Origin of the sequence: Streptomyces sp. NPDC002588 (assembly GCF_040295925.1) — a bacterium.
Taxonomy (GTDB): domain Bacteria; phylum Actinomycetota; class Actinomycetes; order Streptomycetales; family Streptomycetaceae; genus Streptomyces.
In genome coordinates this window covers 134,708-150,860 of the sequence record NZ_JBEOWF010000022.1, presented here as the reverse complement: position 1 = coordinate 150,860, position 16,153 = coordinate 134,708, and the positions used below count along the sequence as shown (strand labels likewise).

18 protein-coding genes and 6 pseudogenes are annotated in these 16,153 nt (G+C 67.4%); 10 read left to right on the top strand and 14 right to left on the bottom strand.

Going from position 1 to position 16,153, the window contains the following annotated elements; all coding sequences use genetic code 11:
* Positions 1-275 precede the first annotated feature (275 nt).
* On the bottom strand, positions 276-650 hold the full coding sequence (locus tag ABT057_RS25490; RefSeq protein ID WP_352345884.1) for a YybH family protein: 375 nt from the start codon (positions 648-650) through the stop codon (positions 276-278).
* A 48-nt stretch (positions 651-698) separates the two neighbouring features.
* Positions 699-1,479, bottom strand: a pseudogene (locus tag ABT057_RS25485) (transposase).
* Between the two features lie 158 nt (positions 1,480-1,637).
* Here ABT057_RS25485 and ABT057_RS25475 point away from each other — a divergent pair.
* From ABT057_RS25475 to ABT057_RS25465, 3 genes and pseudogenes are all read left to right on the top strand, one after another.
* Positions 1,638-2,126: a hypothetical protein gene (locus ABT057_RS25475; protein WP_352345882.1), complete on the top strand. Its 489-nt coding sequence runs from the start codon at positions 1,638-1,640 to the stop codon at positions 2,124-2,126.
* Between the two features lie 27 nt (positions 2,127-2,153).
* Positions 2,154-2,766, top strand: a pseudogene (locus ABT057_RS25470) (transposase family protein).
* Positions 2,767-2,960: 194 nt separating this feature from the next.
* Positions 2,961-3,416 carry a hypothetical protein gene (locus ABT057_RS25465; protein WP_352345881.1) on the top strand — a complete coding sequence of 152 codons (456 nt, stop codon included), beginning with the start codon at positions 2,961-2,963 and terminating at the stop codon, positions 3,414-3,416.
* Between the two features lie 42 nt (positions 3,417-3,458).
* Here ABT057_RS25465 and ABT057_RS25460 read toward each other — a convergent pair.
* Positions 3,459-3,688: pseudogene (locus ABT057_RS25460) on the bottom strand (hypothetical protein); the annotation flags it as partial.
* Between the two features lie 168 nt (positions 3,689-3,856).
* Between ABT057_RS25460 and ABT057_RS25455 the strand changes: the two are divergent.
* The 3 genes and pseudogenes from ABT057_RS25455 to ABT057_RS25445 form a co-directional block, all read left to right on the top strand.
* Complete coding sequence (locus ABT057_RS25455) at positions 3,857-4,207, top strand: VOC family protein (RefSeq protein WP_352345880.1); 351 nt, start codon at positions 3,857-3,859, stop codon at positions 4,205-4,207.
* Between the two features lie 328 nt (positions 4,208-4,535).
* Positions 4,536-5,063, top strand: coding sequence for a DinB family protein (locus tag ABT057_RS25450; RefSeq protein WP_352345879.1), 528 nt, complete (start codon positions 4,536-4,538; stop codon positions 5,061-5,063).
* A gap of 114 nt (positions 5,064-5,177) precedes the next feature.
* Positions 5,178-5,321, top strand: a pseudogene (locus ABT057_RS25445) (IS5/IS1182 family transposase); the annotation flags it as partial.
* Positions 5,322-5,525: 204 nt separating this feature from the next.
* On the opposite strand, the gene ABT057_RS25440 reads toward ABT057_RS25445, so the two are convergent.
* From ABT057_RS25440 to ABT057_RS25430, 3 genes and pseudogenes are all read right to left on the bottom strand, one after another.
* The gene (locus tag ABT057_RS25440) at positions 5,526-5,921 is read right to left on the bottom strand and encodes a GNAT family N-acetyltransferase (RefSeq protein ID WP_352345878.1); all 396 of its coding nucleotides are present in this window, start codon (positions 5,919-5,921) and stop codon (positions 5,526-5,528) included.
* Between the two features lie 39 nt (positions 5,922-5,960).
* Positions 5,961-7,019 (bottom strand): transposase, encoded by a 1,059-nt coding sequence (locus ABT057_RS25435; protein WP_352345877.1) that lies wholly within the window; start codon positions 7,017-7,019, stop codon positions 5,961-5,963.
* Positions 7,001-7,531 (bottom strand): annotated as a pseudogene (locus tag ABT057_RS25430) (transposase family protein); the annotation flags it as partial. The pseudogene ABT057_RS25430 and the gene ABT057_RS25435, both read right to left, overlap by 19 nt.
* A 492-nt stretch (positions 7,532-8,023) precedes the next feature.
* Here ABT057_RS25430 and ABT057_RS25425 point away from each other — a divergent pair.
* On the top strand, positions 8,024-8,356 hold the full coding sequence (locus ABT057_RS25425; RefSeq protein WP_352345876.1) for a hypothetical protein: 333 nt from the start codon (positions 8,024-8,026) through the stop codon (positions 8,354-8,356).
* Positions 8,357-8,370: 14 nt separating this feature from the next.
* Here the strand turns inward: ABT057_RS25425 and ABT057_RS25420 are convergent, their stop codons facing one another.
* The gene (locus tag ABT057_RS25420) at positions 8,371-9,585 is read right to left on the bottom strand and encodes an IS110 family RNA-guided transposase (RefSeq protein ID WP_352345875.1); all 1,215 of its coding nucleotides are present in this window, start codon (positions 9,583-9,585) and stop codon (positions 8,371-8,373) included.
* A gap of 246 nt (positions 9,586-9,831) precedes the next feature.
* On the opposite strand from ABT057_RS25420, the gene ABT057_RS25415 reads away from it, so the two are divergent.
* Positions 9,832-10,260 carry a YunG family protein gene (locus tag ABT057_RS25415; protein WP_352345874.1) on the top strand — a complete coding sequence of 143 codons (429 nt, stop codon included), beginning with the start codon at positions 9,832-9,834 and terminating at the stop codon, positions 10,258-10,260.
* Here the strand turns inward: ABT057_RS25415 and istB are convergent.
* Positions 10,248-11,041: pseudogene (gene istB / locus ABT057_RS25410) on the bottom strand (IS21-like element helper ATPase IstB). The gene ABT057_RS25415 and the pseudogene istB sit on opposite strands and share 13 nt — an antisense overlap.
* A 12-nt stretch (positions 11,042-11,053) precedes the next feature.
* On the bottom strand, positions 11,054-11,905 hold the full coding sequence (locus tag ABT057_RS25405; protein ID WP_352345901.1) for an ISL3 family transposase: 852 nt from the start codon (positions 11,903-11,905) through the stop codon (positions 11,054-11,056).
* A 249-nt stretch (positions 11,906-12,154) separates the two neighbouring features.
* Here ABT057_RS25405 and ABT057_RS25400 point away from each other — a divergent pair, with 249 nt between their 5' ends.
* A complete protein-coding gene (locus ABT057_RS25400; protein WP_352345873.1) occupies positions 12,155-12,796 on the top strand; it encodes a hypothetical protein in 642 nt (213 codons plus the stop codon).
* Positions 12,797-12,828: 32 nt separating this feature from the next.
* On the opposite strand, the gene ABT057_RS25395 is transcribed toward ABT057_RS25400, so the two are convergent.
* From ABT057_RS25395 to ABT057_RS25385, 3 genes are all read right to left on the bottom strand, one after another.
* Positions 12,829-13,470, bottom strand: a complete 642-nt coding sequence (locus tag ABT057_RS25395) for a transposase (RefSeq protein WP_352345872.1) — start codon at positions 13,468-13,470, stop codon at positions 12,829-12,831.
* The gene (locus ABT057_RS25390) at positions 13,467-14,258 is read right to left on the bottom strand and encodes a transposase family protein (protein WP_352345871.1); all 792 of its coding nucleotides are present in this window, start codon (positions 14,256-14,258) and stop codon (positions 13,467-13,469) included. The genes ABT057_RS25395 and ABT057_RS25390 overlap by 4 nt, the downstream gene beginning before the upstream one ends.
* 73 nt (positions 14,259-14,331) lie before the next feature.
* Positions 14,332-14,754, bottom strand: a complete 423-nt coding sequence (locus tag ABT057_RS25385; RefSeq protein ID WP_352345870.1) for a Mu transposase domain-containing protein — start codon at positions 14,752-14,754, stop codon at positions 14,332-14,334.
* Between the two features lie 146 nt (positions 14,755-14,900).
* Here ABT057_RS25385 and ABT057_RS25380 point away from each other — a divergent pair, with 146 nt between their 5' ends.
* Positions 14,901-15,224 carry a hypothetical protein gene (locus ABT057_RS25380; RefSeq protein WP_352345869.1) on the top strand — a complete coding sequence of 108 codons (324 nt, stop codon included), beginning with the start codon at positions 14,901-14,903 and terminating at the stop codon, positions 15,222-15,224.
* 60 nt (positions 15,225-15,284) lie between these two features.
* Here ABT057_RS25380 and ABT057_RS25375 read toward each other — a convergent pair whose 3' ends face one another.
* Both ABT057_RS25375 and ABT057_RS25370 read right to left on the bottom strand, forming a co-directional pair.
* Positions 15,285-15,539, bottom strand: coding sequence for a hypothetical protein (locus ABT057_RS25375; protein ID WP_352345868.1), 255 nt, complete (start codon positions 15,537-15,539; stop codon positions 15,285-15,287).
* Between the two features lie 303 nt (positions 15,540-15,842).
* The gene (locus tag ABT057_RS25370; RefSeq protein ID WP_352345867.1) at positions 15,843-16,070 is read right to left on the bottom strand and encodes a hypothetical protein; all 228 of its coding nucleotides are present in this window, start codon (positions 16,068-16,070) and stop codon (positions 15,843-15,845) included.
* Positions 16,071-16,153: the final 83 nt, after the last annotated feature.

Genomic DNA, 16,153 nt, shown 5'->3' with positions numbered 1-16,153 from the left:
GTCCTTCAGTGCAAGTTGACCGCATTAATCACTCACCGCCGAACGCTCGCGGGCCCCAGGCCGCCTTCATGACGGGCAGGCAGTCCGCACACGAGAAGTCTTGGAAGAGCGACCAAAGCCTTGCTTCCGGGCTCGTGAAACTCGACTTGCCGGATCACGTGGCCATCGGTGTCCAACTCGAAGGAGAGCCAGACGGCTTCCTCGTCCCAGAAGGAGCGAACCCAGCGCCGTCACGAGCAAATTGTCACGTCCCGTGGATCGGTGCTGCCGCCTGGTTACGCGCTGAGGTGTTCGTGAAGCATCTGCCAGGTTCCGGCGTTGTTGACGAGCACGTTGGTACCGCGGCCGCTTCCTGATCGCGGCTGGCCGTCGACGGTTCCGGTCCAAGTGAACCGGTAGCGGCATACCGCGTGCTCATCGCTGTGGGCGATCCACTCCAGGTCGTCTATCTGGTAGATCTCGTCGCGGATGGTGGCGAAAGTCTCGGCGATGGCGGAGAGGACGGCTTCGCTGCCGCGGTGCGATCCGTCGGAGAACCAGTAGACGGCCTCGGGAGCGATCAGTGGGAGGAGCTGGGTGATGTCGTGGCTGTTGGTCGCCTGCTCGTAGGCGCGGATGAACTCGGTGAGCGATGCAGTGGGTTCGGGCATTGACTGTTCCTTCTCTCCCTTTCGCGATGTGACAGGTGGCAGGGGTAGTCAGGCGGCCGCTGCCTGTTCTCGCTCGACGAGGACGCCCGTTTTCGAACTTGGCGCCCGCGCGGCCCAGGGCGACGAGGTGGACTCCGGTGATCGCGCACCAGCGGGCCTGAGCGGACTCGACGAGCTTGCAGACCATCGCGAGAGCCGCGGCCGGGCTGTCGGCGCCGCGAGTGACCTTGGTGCGGAGCTTGACGGTGGAGAAGGTCGACTCGATGGGGTTCGTGGTCCGTAGGTGGGTCCAGTGCTCGGCCGGGAAGTCGTAGAACGCCAGCAGCTCGTCGCGGTTGTAGGTGATCTTCGCGACGGCCTTGAGGAACTTGGCGCCGTAGGTCTTCACCAACGCCTCGATCGCCTTCCTGGCGTACACGCGGTCCTCCGCGCTGTAGATCTCCTGCATCGCTTTCATTGCACCCGGTTGTGTGGACTTCGGCAGGACGTTCGTGTGTTTCGTCAGCCAGGTCACGGTCGTCGGCAACAGGCCGGCCGCCGAGCCGAGGAACTGCTCCAGCGCGGGCGCGAAGTCCCCCGCGGACAGCCCATGCAGGTACAGCAACGGCAGTACCTCGCTGACCTTGGGCGACTTGCGGCACCACAGGGGAAAGATCTTCCAGTCGGCGCCCCGCCTCATCCGTCTCCGTCTCCGTAGCCAACTCGGCTATGCACTGGTTGACTTCGGCTCCAGCGCGGCGGCGAGCATCCGACGGGCGCCCTCGCGGACGATCTCGTCGATCAGGGAACCGGACTCGGTACGGCCCTCGGCGTTCACTGCGCTGAGCACGGGCGTGCCTTCCCGGCCCGCGCTACGAACGCGGGCCTACCCGGTGATCATCAAACGATGATTCGGGCAGCAAAGGCTGTCCCGCAACTGTCCTGAGCGGCTGGTGGACGGGCACCCGCTCTCCTCAAGGGCTGGACCGATGTTGAGAGACTCCAGCTATGGCATCTTGGGGAACCTTGGGGCCGGCGTTGTTGTCTCTCGCAGGGGTTGCGCTCGGCGCGGGCGGATCGTTGTTTGGTCAGTACCTCGTCTCGCGCGCGAGCACTCGGCAGCTCGAAGTGCAGGAATCAGCCGCCCACCGGGCGCAGCTCAAGGACGCGGTTCTGAAGTTCGTGAGCATTGCGTTGCAGGTGGAGAAGGCGGCGCTCACGCGATCGGACGGTGGCGGCAGCGCGGTCGCTCCCGCGCTCGGTCAGCTCCTCGATGGCCTTTGGCTCGCCCAGGCGGAGATCGACCTGGCAGCCAGAAGCGAGCCCCTACGGGGCGCTACCTATCGTTATGCGTTCCGCCTTGCTGAGGCGGCCCGAGGCGAGATAACCGACGCGTCCGCGCTGCGTGGGCCGCAGGTCCAGTTCATGGACGCTGTGTATGGCGACATGTGGCCGGGTCTGCGACGGGCAGAGGGGCAGCCCAGCACACCTCAGTGAGACGATCTTGCTGGGGCTGGTGTGGTCATGGCGTCCGAGCCGTCCTGGATAGTCCCCTTCACCGGGCTGAGTCCGCGTCAGTTCGGCAAGCTGATCACCGCGTTGCGGCGCGAGGGTGCGGACCGGGGTCCGCAAGGGGCGGCCCTGGAGCTTGCCGCTGGAAGACCGCGTTCTGCTGGTCGCCGCGTACTGGCGCACGATCCTCACCCTGCGGCAGTTGGCACAGCTGTTCGGGGTGTCGAAATCGGCTGCCGACCGCATCATTGACCACCTTGGGCCGTCGCTTGTGACCACACCATCGCCGCCGTCGGCCGGCCGGTGCCGGGCAACGGGAACGACTGCAGGGCATGGGGACTCTCCGGCGCCAAGGACGCCGTCGGCAGGACCCCGGTGATCGCGGACGGCGGCTACCGGGGCACGGCCTCGTCATCCCGCACCTCCGGGCGAGAGGCCAGGCCGAACTCCCGGCCTGGAAAGAGGAACACAATGCCTCCCACCGCAAGGTCCGTGCCCGCGTCGAGCACGTCTTCGCCCAGACGAAGAGCTGAAAGGTCCCCCGCGACTGCCGCCTCAAAGGCGACGGCGTTCACCACGCCATGCTGGCATCGCCCGCCTGCACAACCTCGCCCTCGCCAGCTGAGCGAGCAGGCCGCACATCACACAGCCTTGTCCATGGCACCAGTGTGCGCGGCCCCGGTCACGACGGAGATCAAACATGGCTGAAACCGGGATCCTGCGCTGCTCTTCCCTCGGGTAACACTGGGCACACAAGTTGCTCCAGATTTGGACAACCTCTCGACAGGTGGAAGAAGACCTCGACAGGTGGAAGAAGGCATGAGCCTCACGCACCCCCACGGCCGCACGCGCCGCAAGGCCCGTTCCGCCGCCGTGACCGCCCTGCTCGCCCTCACCGGCGCCACCGCCCTCGCCGCGGCACCCGCAGCGTCCGCAGCCCCCACGGCCTCACTCACCGTCAACGCACCGCTGACCGCCGCAGGAGCCGGCACCTCCGTCGTATGGTTCGGCAGTATCCGGATCGACGACGGCACCTCCGTCACCTGTCTGAACTCGGACGACGGCGCCGTCTCCGGCAGTAACGGCCGGGTCGTGCTCACCACCGACTACAAGATCACCGAGGGCACCACCTACGGCATCTCCGCCTGGGAAGGCGGTCGCTGCGATACATACGTCCCGCAGACGGGTCGGTGGACGCAATCCCTCGGTGGCGTGACCGTCAAGCCCACGGCCGCCGACGTCTCCAGCGGCGTCTACCAGGTCAGGATCCCCTAGCCCGGGACGGTCCGGCGGTGAATCGACCCGTTCCCGGCTTCAAGTCGTGTCGGCGATCGCCTGGTAGGAGCAGCCGAAGAGCAGGAACTGCAGCATCTCGTCGAAGACGATCCGGTGGCTGGCACGCCCGTGGTGGCGGCCCAGCGGATGGTCCGGACGGTAGTCCTGCCCGCTGGGGCAACAGAGCCGCGAAGACCCGGGAGAGGTTCAGTCAGCCATGATGGCAGTGCAGGCGCAGGGCTCCCGGTGATCACAGAGCGTCGCAACTCCATGATCGCCGGGCCCTATGCCTGTCTTGCTGCCGAGGTGTCACCACCGCGCCTGTCTGCGCGACCTCTCAGTCGTCGTGTCGTCGAATGCAGTTGAAGGCCTTCTTGGACCTGGGCGTGCCAGGATGCGGGGGCACGACCGCCGGCACGTCGACGGAGCAGGAGCCAGCCATGATCAGCGGTGCACATGTCATTCTCTACAGCCAGGACGCCGAGGCGGACCGCGCCTTTCTCCGCGACGTCCTCGGCTTACCCGGCGTCGACGCGGGCGGCGGCTGGCTCATCTTCAAGCTCCCCCCGGCCGAGGTGGCCGTGCACCCGACCGACGGTCCGCCGCAGCACGAGTTCTTCCTGATGTGCGACGACCTTGACGCCCAGCTCGGCGAGTTCCGCGCACAGGGTGTCGAGATCACCCGTCCGGTCAGCGAGCAGCGATGGGGGAAACTGACTGCGATCCGGCTCCCCAGCGGTAGCGAACTCCCGCTGTACGAACCGCTGCACCCCATCGCCCACAGCCTGTGACCCCACAGCGCTCAGGCTCAGAGTGACGAATCTCGAGGTGGCCGCGGACGTCGGTGGCGTCGCCACCACAGTGAGGCTGTCCGCATCGGAATCGCGTTCGTAGCGGCTCGCAACGCTGACGGCCCAGTCGCGCGACGCCCGGACGTTGCCTCATCGAACTTGGACCGACCGGCGATAGGCAGCGCCCGGGAGGTGGCGGGGCCATCAGAAGGGCCCCGGATCGACGTGATCATGGGGTTCTCCACGCTCAGTAATCACATAGGACTGCCTGGCCGCGCCGCCATTTTGTCTGCTTGAACCCTCCCAGATGGCGGTGCAGGGTGGATCCATGACATGGACAGCACCGTCGGTCGAGCGCACCAATCAGCTAGGCGGCCTGGGCACCGTAACTGGGCGTCAGATGTTGGAGGGTTGGCTGAACTGGCATCGGGAAACCTTGCTGACCAAGTGCGCCGGGCTGGAGTCGGCTCAATTGGCGCGGACGACCGTAGAGCCGTCGAACCTCACCCTCCTTGGCTTGGTCCGGCACATGGCGGAGATAGAGCGATGGTGGTTCCGGCGAAGCTTCGCGGGTGAGGCTGTCGGCGATGTCTTCACCGGCCCGTCAGATGGCGATGAGGGACTCGACGGAGTTCACGCAGCCGATGCGGAGAGAGACTTCGGACTGTTCCAGACCGAGGTCAAAGCGTGCGACGCGGCGGCGGCCGGGCACGACCTCGACGAGACCTTCGTGTCCTCTCGCGGAGTTACCCTCAGCCTGCGCTGGGTCTACGTGTTGATGATCCAGGAGTACGCCCGCCACAACGGCCACGCCGACTTCCTGCGGGAGCGGACCGACGGGGCAACGGGTGACTGATCTTCTTTCTCGAGCCGGCCCGGCAGGTGTCCGGGAGATGGGATGAGCATCAGAACGGGCACGGATCCACGTGATCATGGGGTTCTCTACGCTCAGTGATCACGATGGACAGCCGTGCCCGCACTGCCATCTTGTCTGCTCGAACCCTTCTGGAACCAGTTCGTGGCGCTCCTGCCTGCTCAGGAGGATTTCGCCGCGGGCCACCCGCTTGGCTGCCACCGCCACCGCGTCCCCGACCCGACTGTGTTCGAGCACGTGCGTCAACCTCGACCGGGGCTATGACAGCAACACGTGCCGCGCTCTGCGGGCCGGTGGTTGGCCTCGAACGAGTCAATTGGGGTCTGGCACAGCTTGTGTGACGTGGTCGCTCCTCGTGACAGCCAAGACCGGGTCAGGGGTCCCGCAGGGCGTCCTGATACCGCTCCTGATCGCATGCGGCCGACTCGGTGCCTGGGTCCGGTCTTACAGAGCTATCAGACCGGCTGCGGTCTCCTTGAAGCCGCAGGCACCGAAATAGAACGGACGCAGGTGCTCCTCGAAGTCGACGTGAAGCCATTCGCACTTCGCGGCACGGGCTCCATGCGCTGCCGTTGAGACCAGCGCGGCACCAACTCCTTGTGCCTGGCGATGCTGGGCGACCACCGTGTCCAGGATGAAAGCGTGGGCTCCACCGTCCCAGATGACGTTGACGAAGCCGATCAGAGTGCCTTGCTCCCACGCGCAGACCCAGCCCAGGCTGTGGCGCTCAAGCCGTGTTCGCCAGTCGGTCTGAGCAACCGGGTGTCCGAAGCCCTCAGCGTGTAGCGCGTTTAGGGTGGCGTTGTCGAAGTTGCCCCGCCACTGATAGGTGATCGTCACGTCTCGATCGTAAGGTCCGTGCCAAGTCGAGTGACCGGATCACGGAGCGAGGAGAACCCGCTTGCGGAGGAGTGGGAATCCGGCGCGGCCGAACATCTGCCGCTTGAGCATCTTGATCCGGTTGACTGCTCCTTCGACCGGGCCGGAATTCCAGTCCGTGGTCAGGCCGGCCGTCACCGCATCGAAGTCGCTGTGCAGGCCGACGGCGAAGCTGCTGATGCCGGGCAGGCTGGCCTCCGCGGCCCCGGCGATCCAATCGGGCAGGCGCTCCCCGCCGAGCGTGGTGAGCATCTCTGCGAACGAACTGGTCAGCTCTGCGGCGGATGCCAGCTCGGGGCAGTGGTCGAGCACGGCCTTGCGGTGCAGTTTCTCCTCCTCTGTGAGGGTGGCCGGGTGCCGGGTGAGCCAGCCGGTCACCTGGCGTACCGACGGCGGTGGCGGAGCGGGGGTGAAGCCTTTCGGCCGGGGCAGATCGCGCCGGGCCCAGTCGCGGACGGTGGAGTAGTGGCCGCGGAAGCCGCGGGAAGTGATCTCGCGGTAGAGGTCGAGAACGGTCATCTTCCCGTAGGTCTCGGCCCAGCGTTGGGCCAGGTAGGGCTTGAACGGGTCAATTTGGCTTGGGAGTTGACGCTTGCGACCCATGACCATGTCCTGCCAGCGGGCGGCGCGGGCGTATCGCTGGACGGTGTGCCGTCCCCAGCCCAGGTGGCGGGCGACGTGACGGATGCCCATGCCCTGAGCGAGGAGGTCGTGGACGAGGGCATGGTGGGCGCGGGCCCGCTCAGCGAACTTGCCCGTCGGATCCTCGCCCTGATCGCCCTGGGCGGGGGTCTCCTCGGTGGGCGTCGCCCACTCGGGCTCTGGCTCGGGGGCGGTCGGCGGGAGTTCGCGCAGGCAGGAGCGGTGGGCGGCCACGGTCTTCTCGACCGCTGTGGTGATGTTCTGCCAGAGGTGGAAGCGGTCGGCGACCTGGAGAGCCTGGGGCGCGGCGGTGGCGGCCGCCTCGGCGTAGGCGCGGTCGCGGTCGCGGCCGCCTCGGCGTAGGCGCCGGCGCGGTCGCGGCAGATGACTTCGATGCCGGGATGGGCAGTGAGCCACGGGGCGAGGGTGGCGGCGTCGCGTTCGGGCAGCAGGTCGAGGACCTGGTGGGTCTCGGCGTCGATCACCACGGTGCCGTAGATGTGGCCGCGCCGGAGGGCGAAGTCGTCCACGCCGACGGCACGGGGCTCCGTCGCTGCCGGGTCGGGCAGGTCCATCACACGCCGCAGCAGCATGGTGCGGCTGGTGATGATGCCCATGAGCCGGGCGAGGCGGGCGCCGGCCCGGCCAGCCAGGGCCAGCCCGATCTCCCCCATCGCCTGCCGCAAGCGCTCGGTGACCCGGCCGTGACGGCGGGTCAGTACGGGCACCTGCTCCACGAACGTCCGCCGCCCGCATGCCGAGGCAGCGCAGAAGAACCGCCTCACCCGTAACGCGAGCTGCGCTCTCCGCCCAGCCGTGGGCAGGTCTGCCGGAAACCGCAGGTAGGAGCTGTGAACCCGTTCCGTCCACTGGGTGCAGTCAGGGCAGGAGGCCCCCGTGGACGTGCACCGGGCCTCGACGCGTATCACCTCGCCGTCCGCACGCACGGCCAGGACCGCGACGCCGGGGACCGACGGGAACAACAGCTTCTGCAAGAGGGACAACACCTCGTTCACGGCCACCGAATGTCAGCCGTACCACCCGAACAAGGAGCGATTTCAAGGCGACTTCCGCACCACCCGAGGGAAGATCAACAGCCACAATGCGTGACCGGCTCACGGAACTTGTGCCAGACCCGTCAATTGGCCCCACGGGAACGAGTCTTCTGGCCCCAGGCGGCGATCTTCGAGGTTCCTCGTGAACGAGTCGATTGGCCCCGGTGACTTGATCGTGTCCGCCGACGGCGTTGGTCGAGCAGGCCGTTGATGCTCCTATTGATCGTCAAGCCATGGAGACGGGGCTGTGCACCGTAAAGTGGCCGGGTGCGGTACTTGGCAGAGTCGTTCATCCTTGGGTCCTTGCGGCGAGGTCGTCCGGTCGAGCAGTTTCTTGGGCCGTGCGGCTCGTCAGAGCGCCCGGGTGTGCGCTATGTCGAGGTTCGCCCGACGAAGGCGTCCTATGAGGTCTATCTCCATGCGGTCGAGGACGCTGGCAGCGAGAGCTTTCTGGACCTGGGCGAGTTCCCGCCGTTGGATCCCGATGACGAGGCCGTCGAGTTCGGTCGGCTCCTGGGCACGACTGAGGACCCGTTGACCGCGCTGATCGCTGCCGAGCAGCGCACCGGGGCCGAGCGCGGTCGGTGGGTCAACGAGAACGTCATCCAGGATGAGTACGGCGACTTCGTCCGCGCGGGTCGGCCGCCGGGCGCTTCCCCTGACGGTCGTCCGTGGCCTGTCGTGCCGGACGCTCTATGAACTCTGGTGGGTGATCAGGCGGCCTGGAGCCAGTCCCGGTAGGCGTGAGCGAGGTCGTCGTCTCGGCGCATTCCCCGTTCGAGGGTGGAGACGGTGGCCGGCCAGACGCCGAAGTGGCGTGCTGCGGCGGTAAGGGTGATGTTCTTGGACTGCCGCAGAGGTCTCAGGTCGGCGATGGCGGGGACGGCGACCGTGGTGGTCAGACAGCGGAACATCTCCCGGGCGATGGCTCCCTTCAGGAGTCGGATGATCTCCTTCTTCGTGCGGCCGGCGGCGGTTTGTCGTGCCACGTATTCGCGGGTACGGGAGTCTCCGGCCATGCGGACCAGTGCGATGCGGTAGAGGGCGGCGTTGGCTGCCCGGTCGCCGCCTCGTGAGAGGCGGTGCCGGTTGGTTTTGCCGCTGGAGGCGGGGACCGGCGCGGCCCCGCAGAGGGCAGCGAAGGAGGCCTCGGTCCGCATGCGTTCGGGGTTGCCTCCCGCCGTGATCAGCAGCTGGGCTGCGGTGTCGGGGCCGACCCCGTAGGTGGCCCGCAGGCCGGGGTTGTGAACGGTGACCTCGCTGTCCAGGGCTTTGGTCAGGGCCGTGTGCTCGGCGGTCAGTTCTTTGACGCGTCGGGCGAGGATCTTGAGCGCGGCGAGGACCGCGACGTGGACCGCGTCTCCGGTCGGCCGCAGCCGGGCCAGGGCGTCGATGCGGTCCGTTCCTCTCAGCCGCCCGTACTTGGCGCGGATGCTGTCGGGAGCGGCGAAGAGGATGTGGGTGATCTGGTTCAGGGCTGCGGTGCGTGCCTTGACGGCGGATCGGGCGGCGTTGTGCAGGGCGCGTATGCCGACGACGGTGTCGTCCTTGGGCGCGCTGGAGGCCCGTCCGGACAGCGCGGCGCGGGCGGCGGCATAGGCGTCGACGGGATCGGACTTGCCGATGCGGCGTCGTTCGGCCCGGTCAGGACGGTTGACCTCGACGACCGGGTGCCCGTGTGATCGGGCGGCGCGGGTGAAGCCGACGCCGTATGAGGAGGTGCCTTCCACACCGATCGCGCTCACGTAGCCGTGGGCATCGAGGAAGGCCAGGGCCGCGGCATATCCGGCGGCGGCGGTGGTGAACTCCGCGTCTGCGAGGTGGCCGCCGTTGTCACTGATGACCGCGACATGGAGGGTGTCAGCGTGGGAGTCGACCTCGCCGAACACAGTCTGGGCCGCGGTGTCCGCTCCGACCTCTGATGTCATGCTGATGATGCCTTCCCAACCGGAGGTGGGCGCCGGCCGGGTGGCGCAGACAGGACATTGAGGGGGCTTCTGACCAAGCTCCTATCAGGTCATGTTCCGCCCGGCCGGAGCCATGAGAACAGGTTCCGGCGGCCGGGCAGAACAGCGGCAGGACAGCCCAGCAGGGCGTCAGTCAGTGCCCGAGCCACAACCACCGGAACCTGAGTATCAGCATCAATGTCAGTGCTGGCTGGGAGGATCACCGGCATGACACCGTTGCTTATCACCGACATCGAGCGAGCCGTTCGCAGCAGCTGGAGTGCCGAGACATGCACGCCTGAGTTCCGATCGCGCTGGAGCCCGGACAATCCGGCTCGGGACCAGTGCGGTGTGACCGCCATGGTGCTCAATGACCTGCTGGGAGGCGAGCTGATCCGGGGAGAAGTCCACGTCGACGGCAAGCGTGTGGACTACCACTGGTGGAACCGCCTGGGCATGGGCCTTGAGATCGACCTCACCCGCGAGCAGTTCGGGCCGGAGGAGACTGTCACCGGGGGTGTTGTCATTCCCCGACCGCCCGTGACCGAATGGCGCAGACTTCGTGAGGAGTACGAGCTTCTCCGCGACCGTGTCGTGGAGGAGCTCAACCGGCAGCAGACGAGGATCCGTGTCGATACGTCTTGTCAGCCGACTTGAGCCTGTCCGGTCCGGGCCCGGGTGCCGGCGAGGCGGTAGGAGTCGCTGCCGGTCTCGATGATGTTGCCGCCGAAGGTGAGGCGGTCCACTATGGCCGGGCAGAGCCGGGGGTCGGTGAACGTCTTGGTCCACGAGAAGAACGACTCGTTGGAAGCGATCGCCACGCTGTTCTTTTCCTCACGCTCCGTCAGAACCTGGAACGACAGTTCGACTCCGCGCCGGTCCAGCACCATATAGCCGAGCTCGTCAATACAGAGAAGATCGACCCGCCCGTAGAGGGCGATGGTCGTGGTCAGCAGCTTCTCGTCGGCGGCCTCCACGAGTTCGATCACCAGTTTGGTGGCCAGGACGTACTTGACCCGGAAGCCGGCCATCGCGGCCTCGGTGCCCAGTGCGATCAGCAGGTGTGACTTGCCGGTGCCGCTGTCGCCGATCAGACACAGCGGGAGCCCTTTGCAGACCCACTCGCAGGAGGCCAGGGTGTGGATGGCAGCGGGGTCGATGGCAGGTTCGCGTCGAACTCGAAGGTGCGCAGTGCCTTCTCCCGTGGGAAGCCCGCGGCTTTGATCCGGCGCTCGGAACGGCGGCGGTTGCGGTCGTCGCACTCGGCCATCAGCAGCTCGGCCAGGAACCCGCGGTAGGTCATCTGGTCGCGGGCCGCAGCGTCGGCGAGTTCGGGGAACTGGCCGCGCATGGTGGGCAGCCGCAGGTTGCGGCAGGCGGCGTCGATGGCCGCGTCGGCAGCCGGTTCGGTCAGGCCGCGACGGCGGGTGACACTCATGGCGGGACTCCTTTAGCCGGTAGGCCACGGGGAGCCAGGAGTATCCGTCGGTTCTTCGGGCTCCTGGACCTGCCCGGGTGGCTCGGGCGCCCTGTTCAGTAAACAGCCGCGGTGGTCTGCAACGCACCGCTCGGCGGCTTCGCCAAGGTTGTGCCACAGATGCCAGCGATCAGCGACCTGCACCGCTTGGGGCGCCCCAACGGTGGCGCCCTCGGCGAAGAACGGCGCCCGGTCCCGACAGACCACCTCGATGCCTGGCCGCTCGGCCAGCCAAGCCGCCGGGCTCGACGCCTCCCGGTCCGGCAGCAGGTCCACGGGCCGTCGTGTCTCGACGTCGACCAGCACCGTGCCGTAATGACGGCCCTTGCGAGTCGCGTACTCATCGACGCCGACCACCCTCGGCGCTGGCAAGTCCGGTTCGGGCAGTGTCTCGACCAGCCGCGGCACGGTGCTGCGGCTGACGGACACCCCGAGGACGCTGGCCATCCGTGCACCCGCCCGGCCGGCGAGCGCGAGGCCCACCGCTGCCAGCGTCGATCGCAGGCGCTCGGTCCACCGGCTGTAGCGGCGGGTCAGGCCCGGCACCTGCTCAACGAACGTCCGCCGCCCGCACGAAGCAACCTGGCATATGAACCGACGGACCCGCAGACAGAGCAGCACCCGCAGCCCTGCGCTAGGCACGTCTGCCGGAAACCGCAGGTAGGAGCTGTGGACCCGGGTGGACCAGCTTCCGCAACCCGGACAAGCCGAGCCGCCCGCCGTACTGCGGGCCTCGATCCGTACCGTCTCGTTCTTCACGCCCACCGCCAGCACCGATACGTCCGCCGTCGACGGGAACAGCAGCTCCTCCAGCCGGAGCACCATCTCTTCCACAGACCCGAGCTGTCAGCCACTCGAGATCGCCACTGATCAATTTCGGGCAACTTCCCGAAGGCCGACGCAACAGCCAACCGTCACTCACCGTGGCGATGTCACGGAATCTGAGCCAGAGCCTGAGTGGCTCTGGTCCAACTTTTGTGGAGCGGTGACGCTCAGTGTTGTTGAGCAGTTCTGCGATGGTGATGTGTCACCACGACCGACGGTGTGTCGGTGGGACAGTCGATAATGCCGGTCATGGCAGATCGTAGTCCGGTGCTCCGGATCATTACCTCGGCGGCACGGGAGTCCCTGAAGCCGCTCGGCCTGACCCGGCGCGGGCGGTCGCGGCTGTGGATTGATGATCACGGGTGGTGGCTCGGGGTTGTGGAGTTCACCCCGCCGCGGATTTCCGGCAGCGGTCTGTATGTCGGTGCGATGTGGCTGTGGCACGACGTGGACCATCTGGCGTTCCACGTGGACGCAGTCCGGGTCGGCTCCGAGCTGTTTCGTACCGAGGACCAGTTCACGCCGCTGGCACTGGAACTCAGTCGGCAGGCGGCTGCGAACGTGACCGCGCTGAGGGAGAAGTTCCCGGCTCTGCCGGACGTCGCCCGATACCTGACGTCCAGGCCGCTGCGGCGGGGATTCCTCTGGGACAGCTTCGACTCTGGGATCGTAGCCGCCCTGGTTGGGGACACGGACACGGCCCGCGATCACTTCGAACGAGTCCTTCGAGAGGACGCGCTGGCCCCGTGGATGGTCGAAGCCCAGGAGAAGGCGCGTGAGCTTTACGCGATCGCGGCAGATCGTGACGCCGTGGCCGCATGGGTCACGCGGGCCGTCGACTCATGCCGGAGCAAGCTGGGCCTGGATCCCGTGTCGCTCGCGATCAGCTGAACGGGCCTGCTTGTCGAGCGACAGAGCTGCGGTCAGGCGAGAAGGACTCGTTTCCGCAACAGGCCGAAGCCGGCCCGGCCATACATCTGACGCTTGATCATTTTGATCCGGTTGACGTGGCCCTCGACGACGCCAGAGCTCCAGGGCAACGTAAGGCCCGCGGCGACGGCAAGGTCCCGTTCGAGGCCGTTGACGAATGTGTGGAGGCTGGGAAGGTCGTCCGAGCGGACCGCCTTGATCCACTGCGGGAGCTGGTCACCCTGGAGCTGGGTGAGCATCTTTCCGAACGCGCGGACGTGCCCGGTGAGGGCATCCAGTTCGGGGCAGCCGGCGAGGACGGATTTGAGCTTCAGGCGTTCGCTCTCTGGCAGGGTGTCGGGGTGCGTCAGGATCCAGCCGGTCACCGTGCGTGGGGACGGCGGACGAGCCGTCGGTGCGGTCGGGGATGTGCGCAACGGCCGGAGGTAGGCGCGGACGGCTCCGTAGCCGCCCGTGTAGCCGTGAGTCTTGATCTCTTCCCATAGAGTCCAAGCGTTTGTGCAGCCCTCGGCCCATCGCTCGTGCAGGTACGGCTTGAAGTCGTCGAGCTTGGTCCTGCGGTTCTGCCACTGTCCCTGGAACAGGTCTTCCGGTTCCGCGGCGTCCGCCAGCCGCTGGACGGTGCGGTAGGTCATGCCGAGCTGTCGCTGGATCGAGCGTCGGCTATGGCCGGCGGCCAACAGCGCGTGAACGGTGGCGTGCTTGGCGCGAGTACGGTCCGCGAACCGGTGCCCGGTGGGCCATGGCGAATCACCGTCGGCCGATTCTGGAGCCAGCGCCTTCTCTGTGGCCGGCTCGGCGGTGGTCGCGCGAAGGCAGGGCCGGTGGCGGGAAACGCACCGCTCGGCCGCTTCGCCGAGGTTGCGCCACAGATGGTCTCGACGTCGACCAGCACGGTCCCGTAAACACGGCCCCTGCGCATCGCGTGCTCGTCGACGCCGACCACCCGCGGGACCTGTGGCTGGGGCTCCGGGAGGGCGTCGACCCGCCGCAGGACCGTGTTCCGGCTGACCCTTGCCCCGAAGACGTCGGCCAGCCGGGCACCGGCGCGGCCGGCCAACGCGAGGCCGACCTCGGCCAGCACTGACCGCATTCGTTCGGTCCGTTGGCTGTACCGGCGGGTCAGGCCCGCGACCTGCTCGACGAACGTCCGCCGCCCGCAGGAGACGTCTTCGCACGTGAAGCGCCGGACACGAAGCCGCAGCTCCACCCGCCGTCCCGCCACGGGAAGATCTGCGGGAAACCGCATGTAGGAGCCGTGCACCCGCCTCGACCAGATCCCGCAACCCGGACACCGGGCCCCGGCTGTTCGACATCTGACACCGACTCGGATCACCTCGCCGTCGTCCTGCACCGACACCACCCTGATCTCCGGAGCCGCCAGGAAGAGCAGCTCTTCCAGCCGGAGCAGTACCTCGCGCACAATCCAGAACCATCAGCCCGAACGAGGTCGGCTCCGGCAGTTTCCAGACGACCTCGCGGGGGCGCCAGCAAGCTCAACGGTCACAGGGAGTAGGCACACCACAGAAGTTGGACCAGAGCCCGCTCTCGGTTACGAAGCCACCGTGTGCGCGGCGGGTGGCCTCCCACCAGGCGTCGTGCACCGGGGTGAACTTCCCCGCCGCCCGGGCCTGGTCCAGCGCAGTGGCGCCGGGCAGTGCTCCGGGTTTGCGCAGCAGTCCTTCCAGGTAGCGGTCCAGGTCCAGGCGGCTGCCGCCGCGGGTGGGCAGGCCCTCGTGCCGGGCGACTTCGGTGCAGCCGTAGTAGACCACCAGTTCGCAGGCGTGCAGCAGGACGCGGACCTGGCGGCCGATCAGCCGTACCGGCACCGAGTAGTGGTTCATCCGCATGGTGATCTGCGCGTAGCGGTCCACCCGCGGTGTCAGGAGCCGCCCGGTCTCGAAATGATCTTCGGGCATCGGCTGCAGTAGGGGTTTCTCGACGGCGAAGTACTCGCCGACGGTGCGAGGGCGTTCGCGGATCCGGCGCTGGTCGTCCTGCCGATCCCATGCGTCGATCTGGGCGTTGAGCTCGGCCAGGCTGGTGACGTCGGGACGGGGACCAGGTGGTTGCGGCGGAACCGGCCGACCTCGCCTTCGACGCCGCCTTTCTCGTGGGCGCCGTCGATGCCCGGCGCGCAGTAGAGGACCTCCAGGCCGGCCCAGGAGCGGCAGGCCGTCAAGCGGTCGGTCTCCACCCGGGCGCGGGTGAAGCCGAGGACGCGGGCGACCGCGGAGGTGAGGTTGTCGTAGCGAACTTTCCCACGTGGTACGCCTCCCAGCACTTCAAACGCGTGGAGGTGGCCTTCGAAGAAGGCTTCCTGCCCCTGCGAGAGGAAGACCCGGTGGACGGCCTTTCCGGAGAGGACAGCCGGAAGACGAACAGGTAGCACAGAGTGCGCACGCCGTTGAGGGTGATATAGACGTCGCCGAAATCGACCTCAGCCTCCTCACGGCCGTCGGGTCTGCGGAATGAACACCGCGGGCGGGCCACGGCCCTCCTCGACCCATGTCTCAGGCTTGCGGCGCCTGCTGTAGTCACGTACCCGGCCGTAGGAGACGTTCTCCATGCCGTGCTCGTCCACCAGCCGGTCGAAGACCCGCTTGGCGGTGTGCCGCTGCTTTCGCGGAGCGTCCAGGTCGGCGCGCAGGATCGAGTCGATCAGATGCTTGTACGGGTCCAGAACCGACGCGCGTGGCGGCATCGGCTTTCGCCGCAGTCGGCCACGGCGAGGTCAGAGCCTCGCGGACCAGTCGCCGGTGTACCCCGTAACGGCGAGAGAGTTCGCGGATCGACAGCTTCTCCATACGCGCGTCCCGGCGGATCGCTGCGAAGAGCTCAACCTTGGTTCTCGGGCCGTCCATCCGGGCCCCCTGACTGTCGGAGCACATCGATGCTCCCACCGCAAGACCGCCCCTGGGGCCACTTCTGACTAACACTCATTTCCCGATCAAGTCCCCTGGGGCCACCGGACTCGTTCCTCTGGGGCCAGAGAAGACGTTCAGAGCTAGGTGGTGGTGTGGACGCCGGAGTCGGCGACGGCGACGGCGACCAGGATGACCAGGCCGACGGCGGAGGCGAGGCCCTGGTGGTGGGCGTCGACTCCGGTTCCGGCGGCGACGAACGTCGCGGTCCAGGCGATGCCCTGGCCGAGGCCGGGCAGGACGACGCCTGCCTGCCCGGTCGACGAACCGCTCCTGAACCAAGCGGATACGCGCGGCCCGCATCCAGCCAACCCCCTGGGCCGACTCGTCGACAAATCCGGGAGGCGAAGATCAAATAGGCGACAGAAAAGATGCCAAAACCAAGATATTGCAT

Excerpts from the sequence above, each read along its gene's own strand:
- ABT057_RS25400 (WP_352345873.1), top strand. The coding sequence starts at position 12,155 with ATGGCAGATCGTAGTCCGGTGCTCCGGATCATTACCTCGGCGGCACGG.
- ABT057_RS25420 (WP_352345875.1), bottom strand. The coding sequence starts at position 9,585 with ATGACATCAGAGGTCGGAGCGGACACCGCGGCCCAGACTGTGTTCGGC.
- ABT057_RS25415 (WP_352345874.1), top strand. The coding sequence starts at position 9,832 with ATGACACCGTTGCTTATCACCGACATCGAGCGAGCCGTTCGCAGCAGC.
- ABT057_RS25490 (WP_352345884.1), bottom strand. The coding sequence starts at position 650 with ATGCCCGAACCCACTGCATCGCTCACCGAGTTCATCCGCGCCTACGAG.
- ABT057_RS25405 (WP_352345901.1), bottom strand. The coding sequence starts at position 11,905 with ATGGTGCTCCGGCTGGAGGAGCTGCTGTTCCCGTCGACGGCGGACGTA.
- ABT057_RS25375 (WP_352345868.1), bottom strand. The coding sequence starts at position 15,539 with ATGCCGCCACGCGCGTCGGTTCTGGACCCGTACAAGCATCTGATCGAC.
- ABT057_RS25475 (WP_352345882.1), top strand. The coding sequence starts at position 1,638 with ATGGCATCTTGGGGAACCTTGGGGCCGGCGTTGTTGTCTCTCGCAGGG.
- ABT057_RS25450 (WP_352345879.1), top strand. The coding sequence starts at position 4,536 with ATGACATGGACAGCACCGTCGGTCGAGCGCACCAATCAGCTAGGCGGC.
- ABT057_RS25395 (WP_352345872.1), bottom strand. The coding sequence starts at position 13,470 with ATGACCTACCGCACCGTCCAGCGGCTGGCGGACGCCGCGGAACCGGAA.
- ABT057_RS25455 (WP_352345880.1), top strand. The coding sequence starts at position 3,857 with ATGATCAGCGGTGCACATGTCATTCTCTACAGCCAGGACGCCGAGGCG.
- ABT057_RS25385 (WP_352345870.1), bottom strand. The coding sequence starts at position 14,754 with ATGCCCGAAGATCATTTCGAGACCGGGCGGCTCCTGACACCGCGGGTG.
- ABT057_RS25465 (WP_352345881.1), top strand. The coding sequence starts at position 2,961 with ATGAGCCTCACGCACCCCCACGGCCGCACGCGCCGCAAGGCCCGTTCC.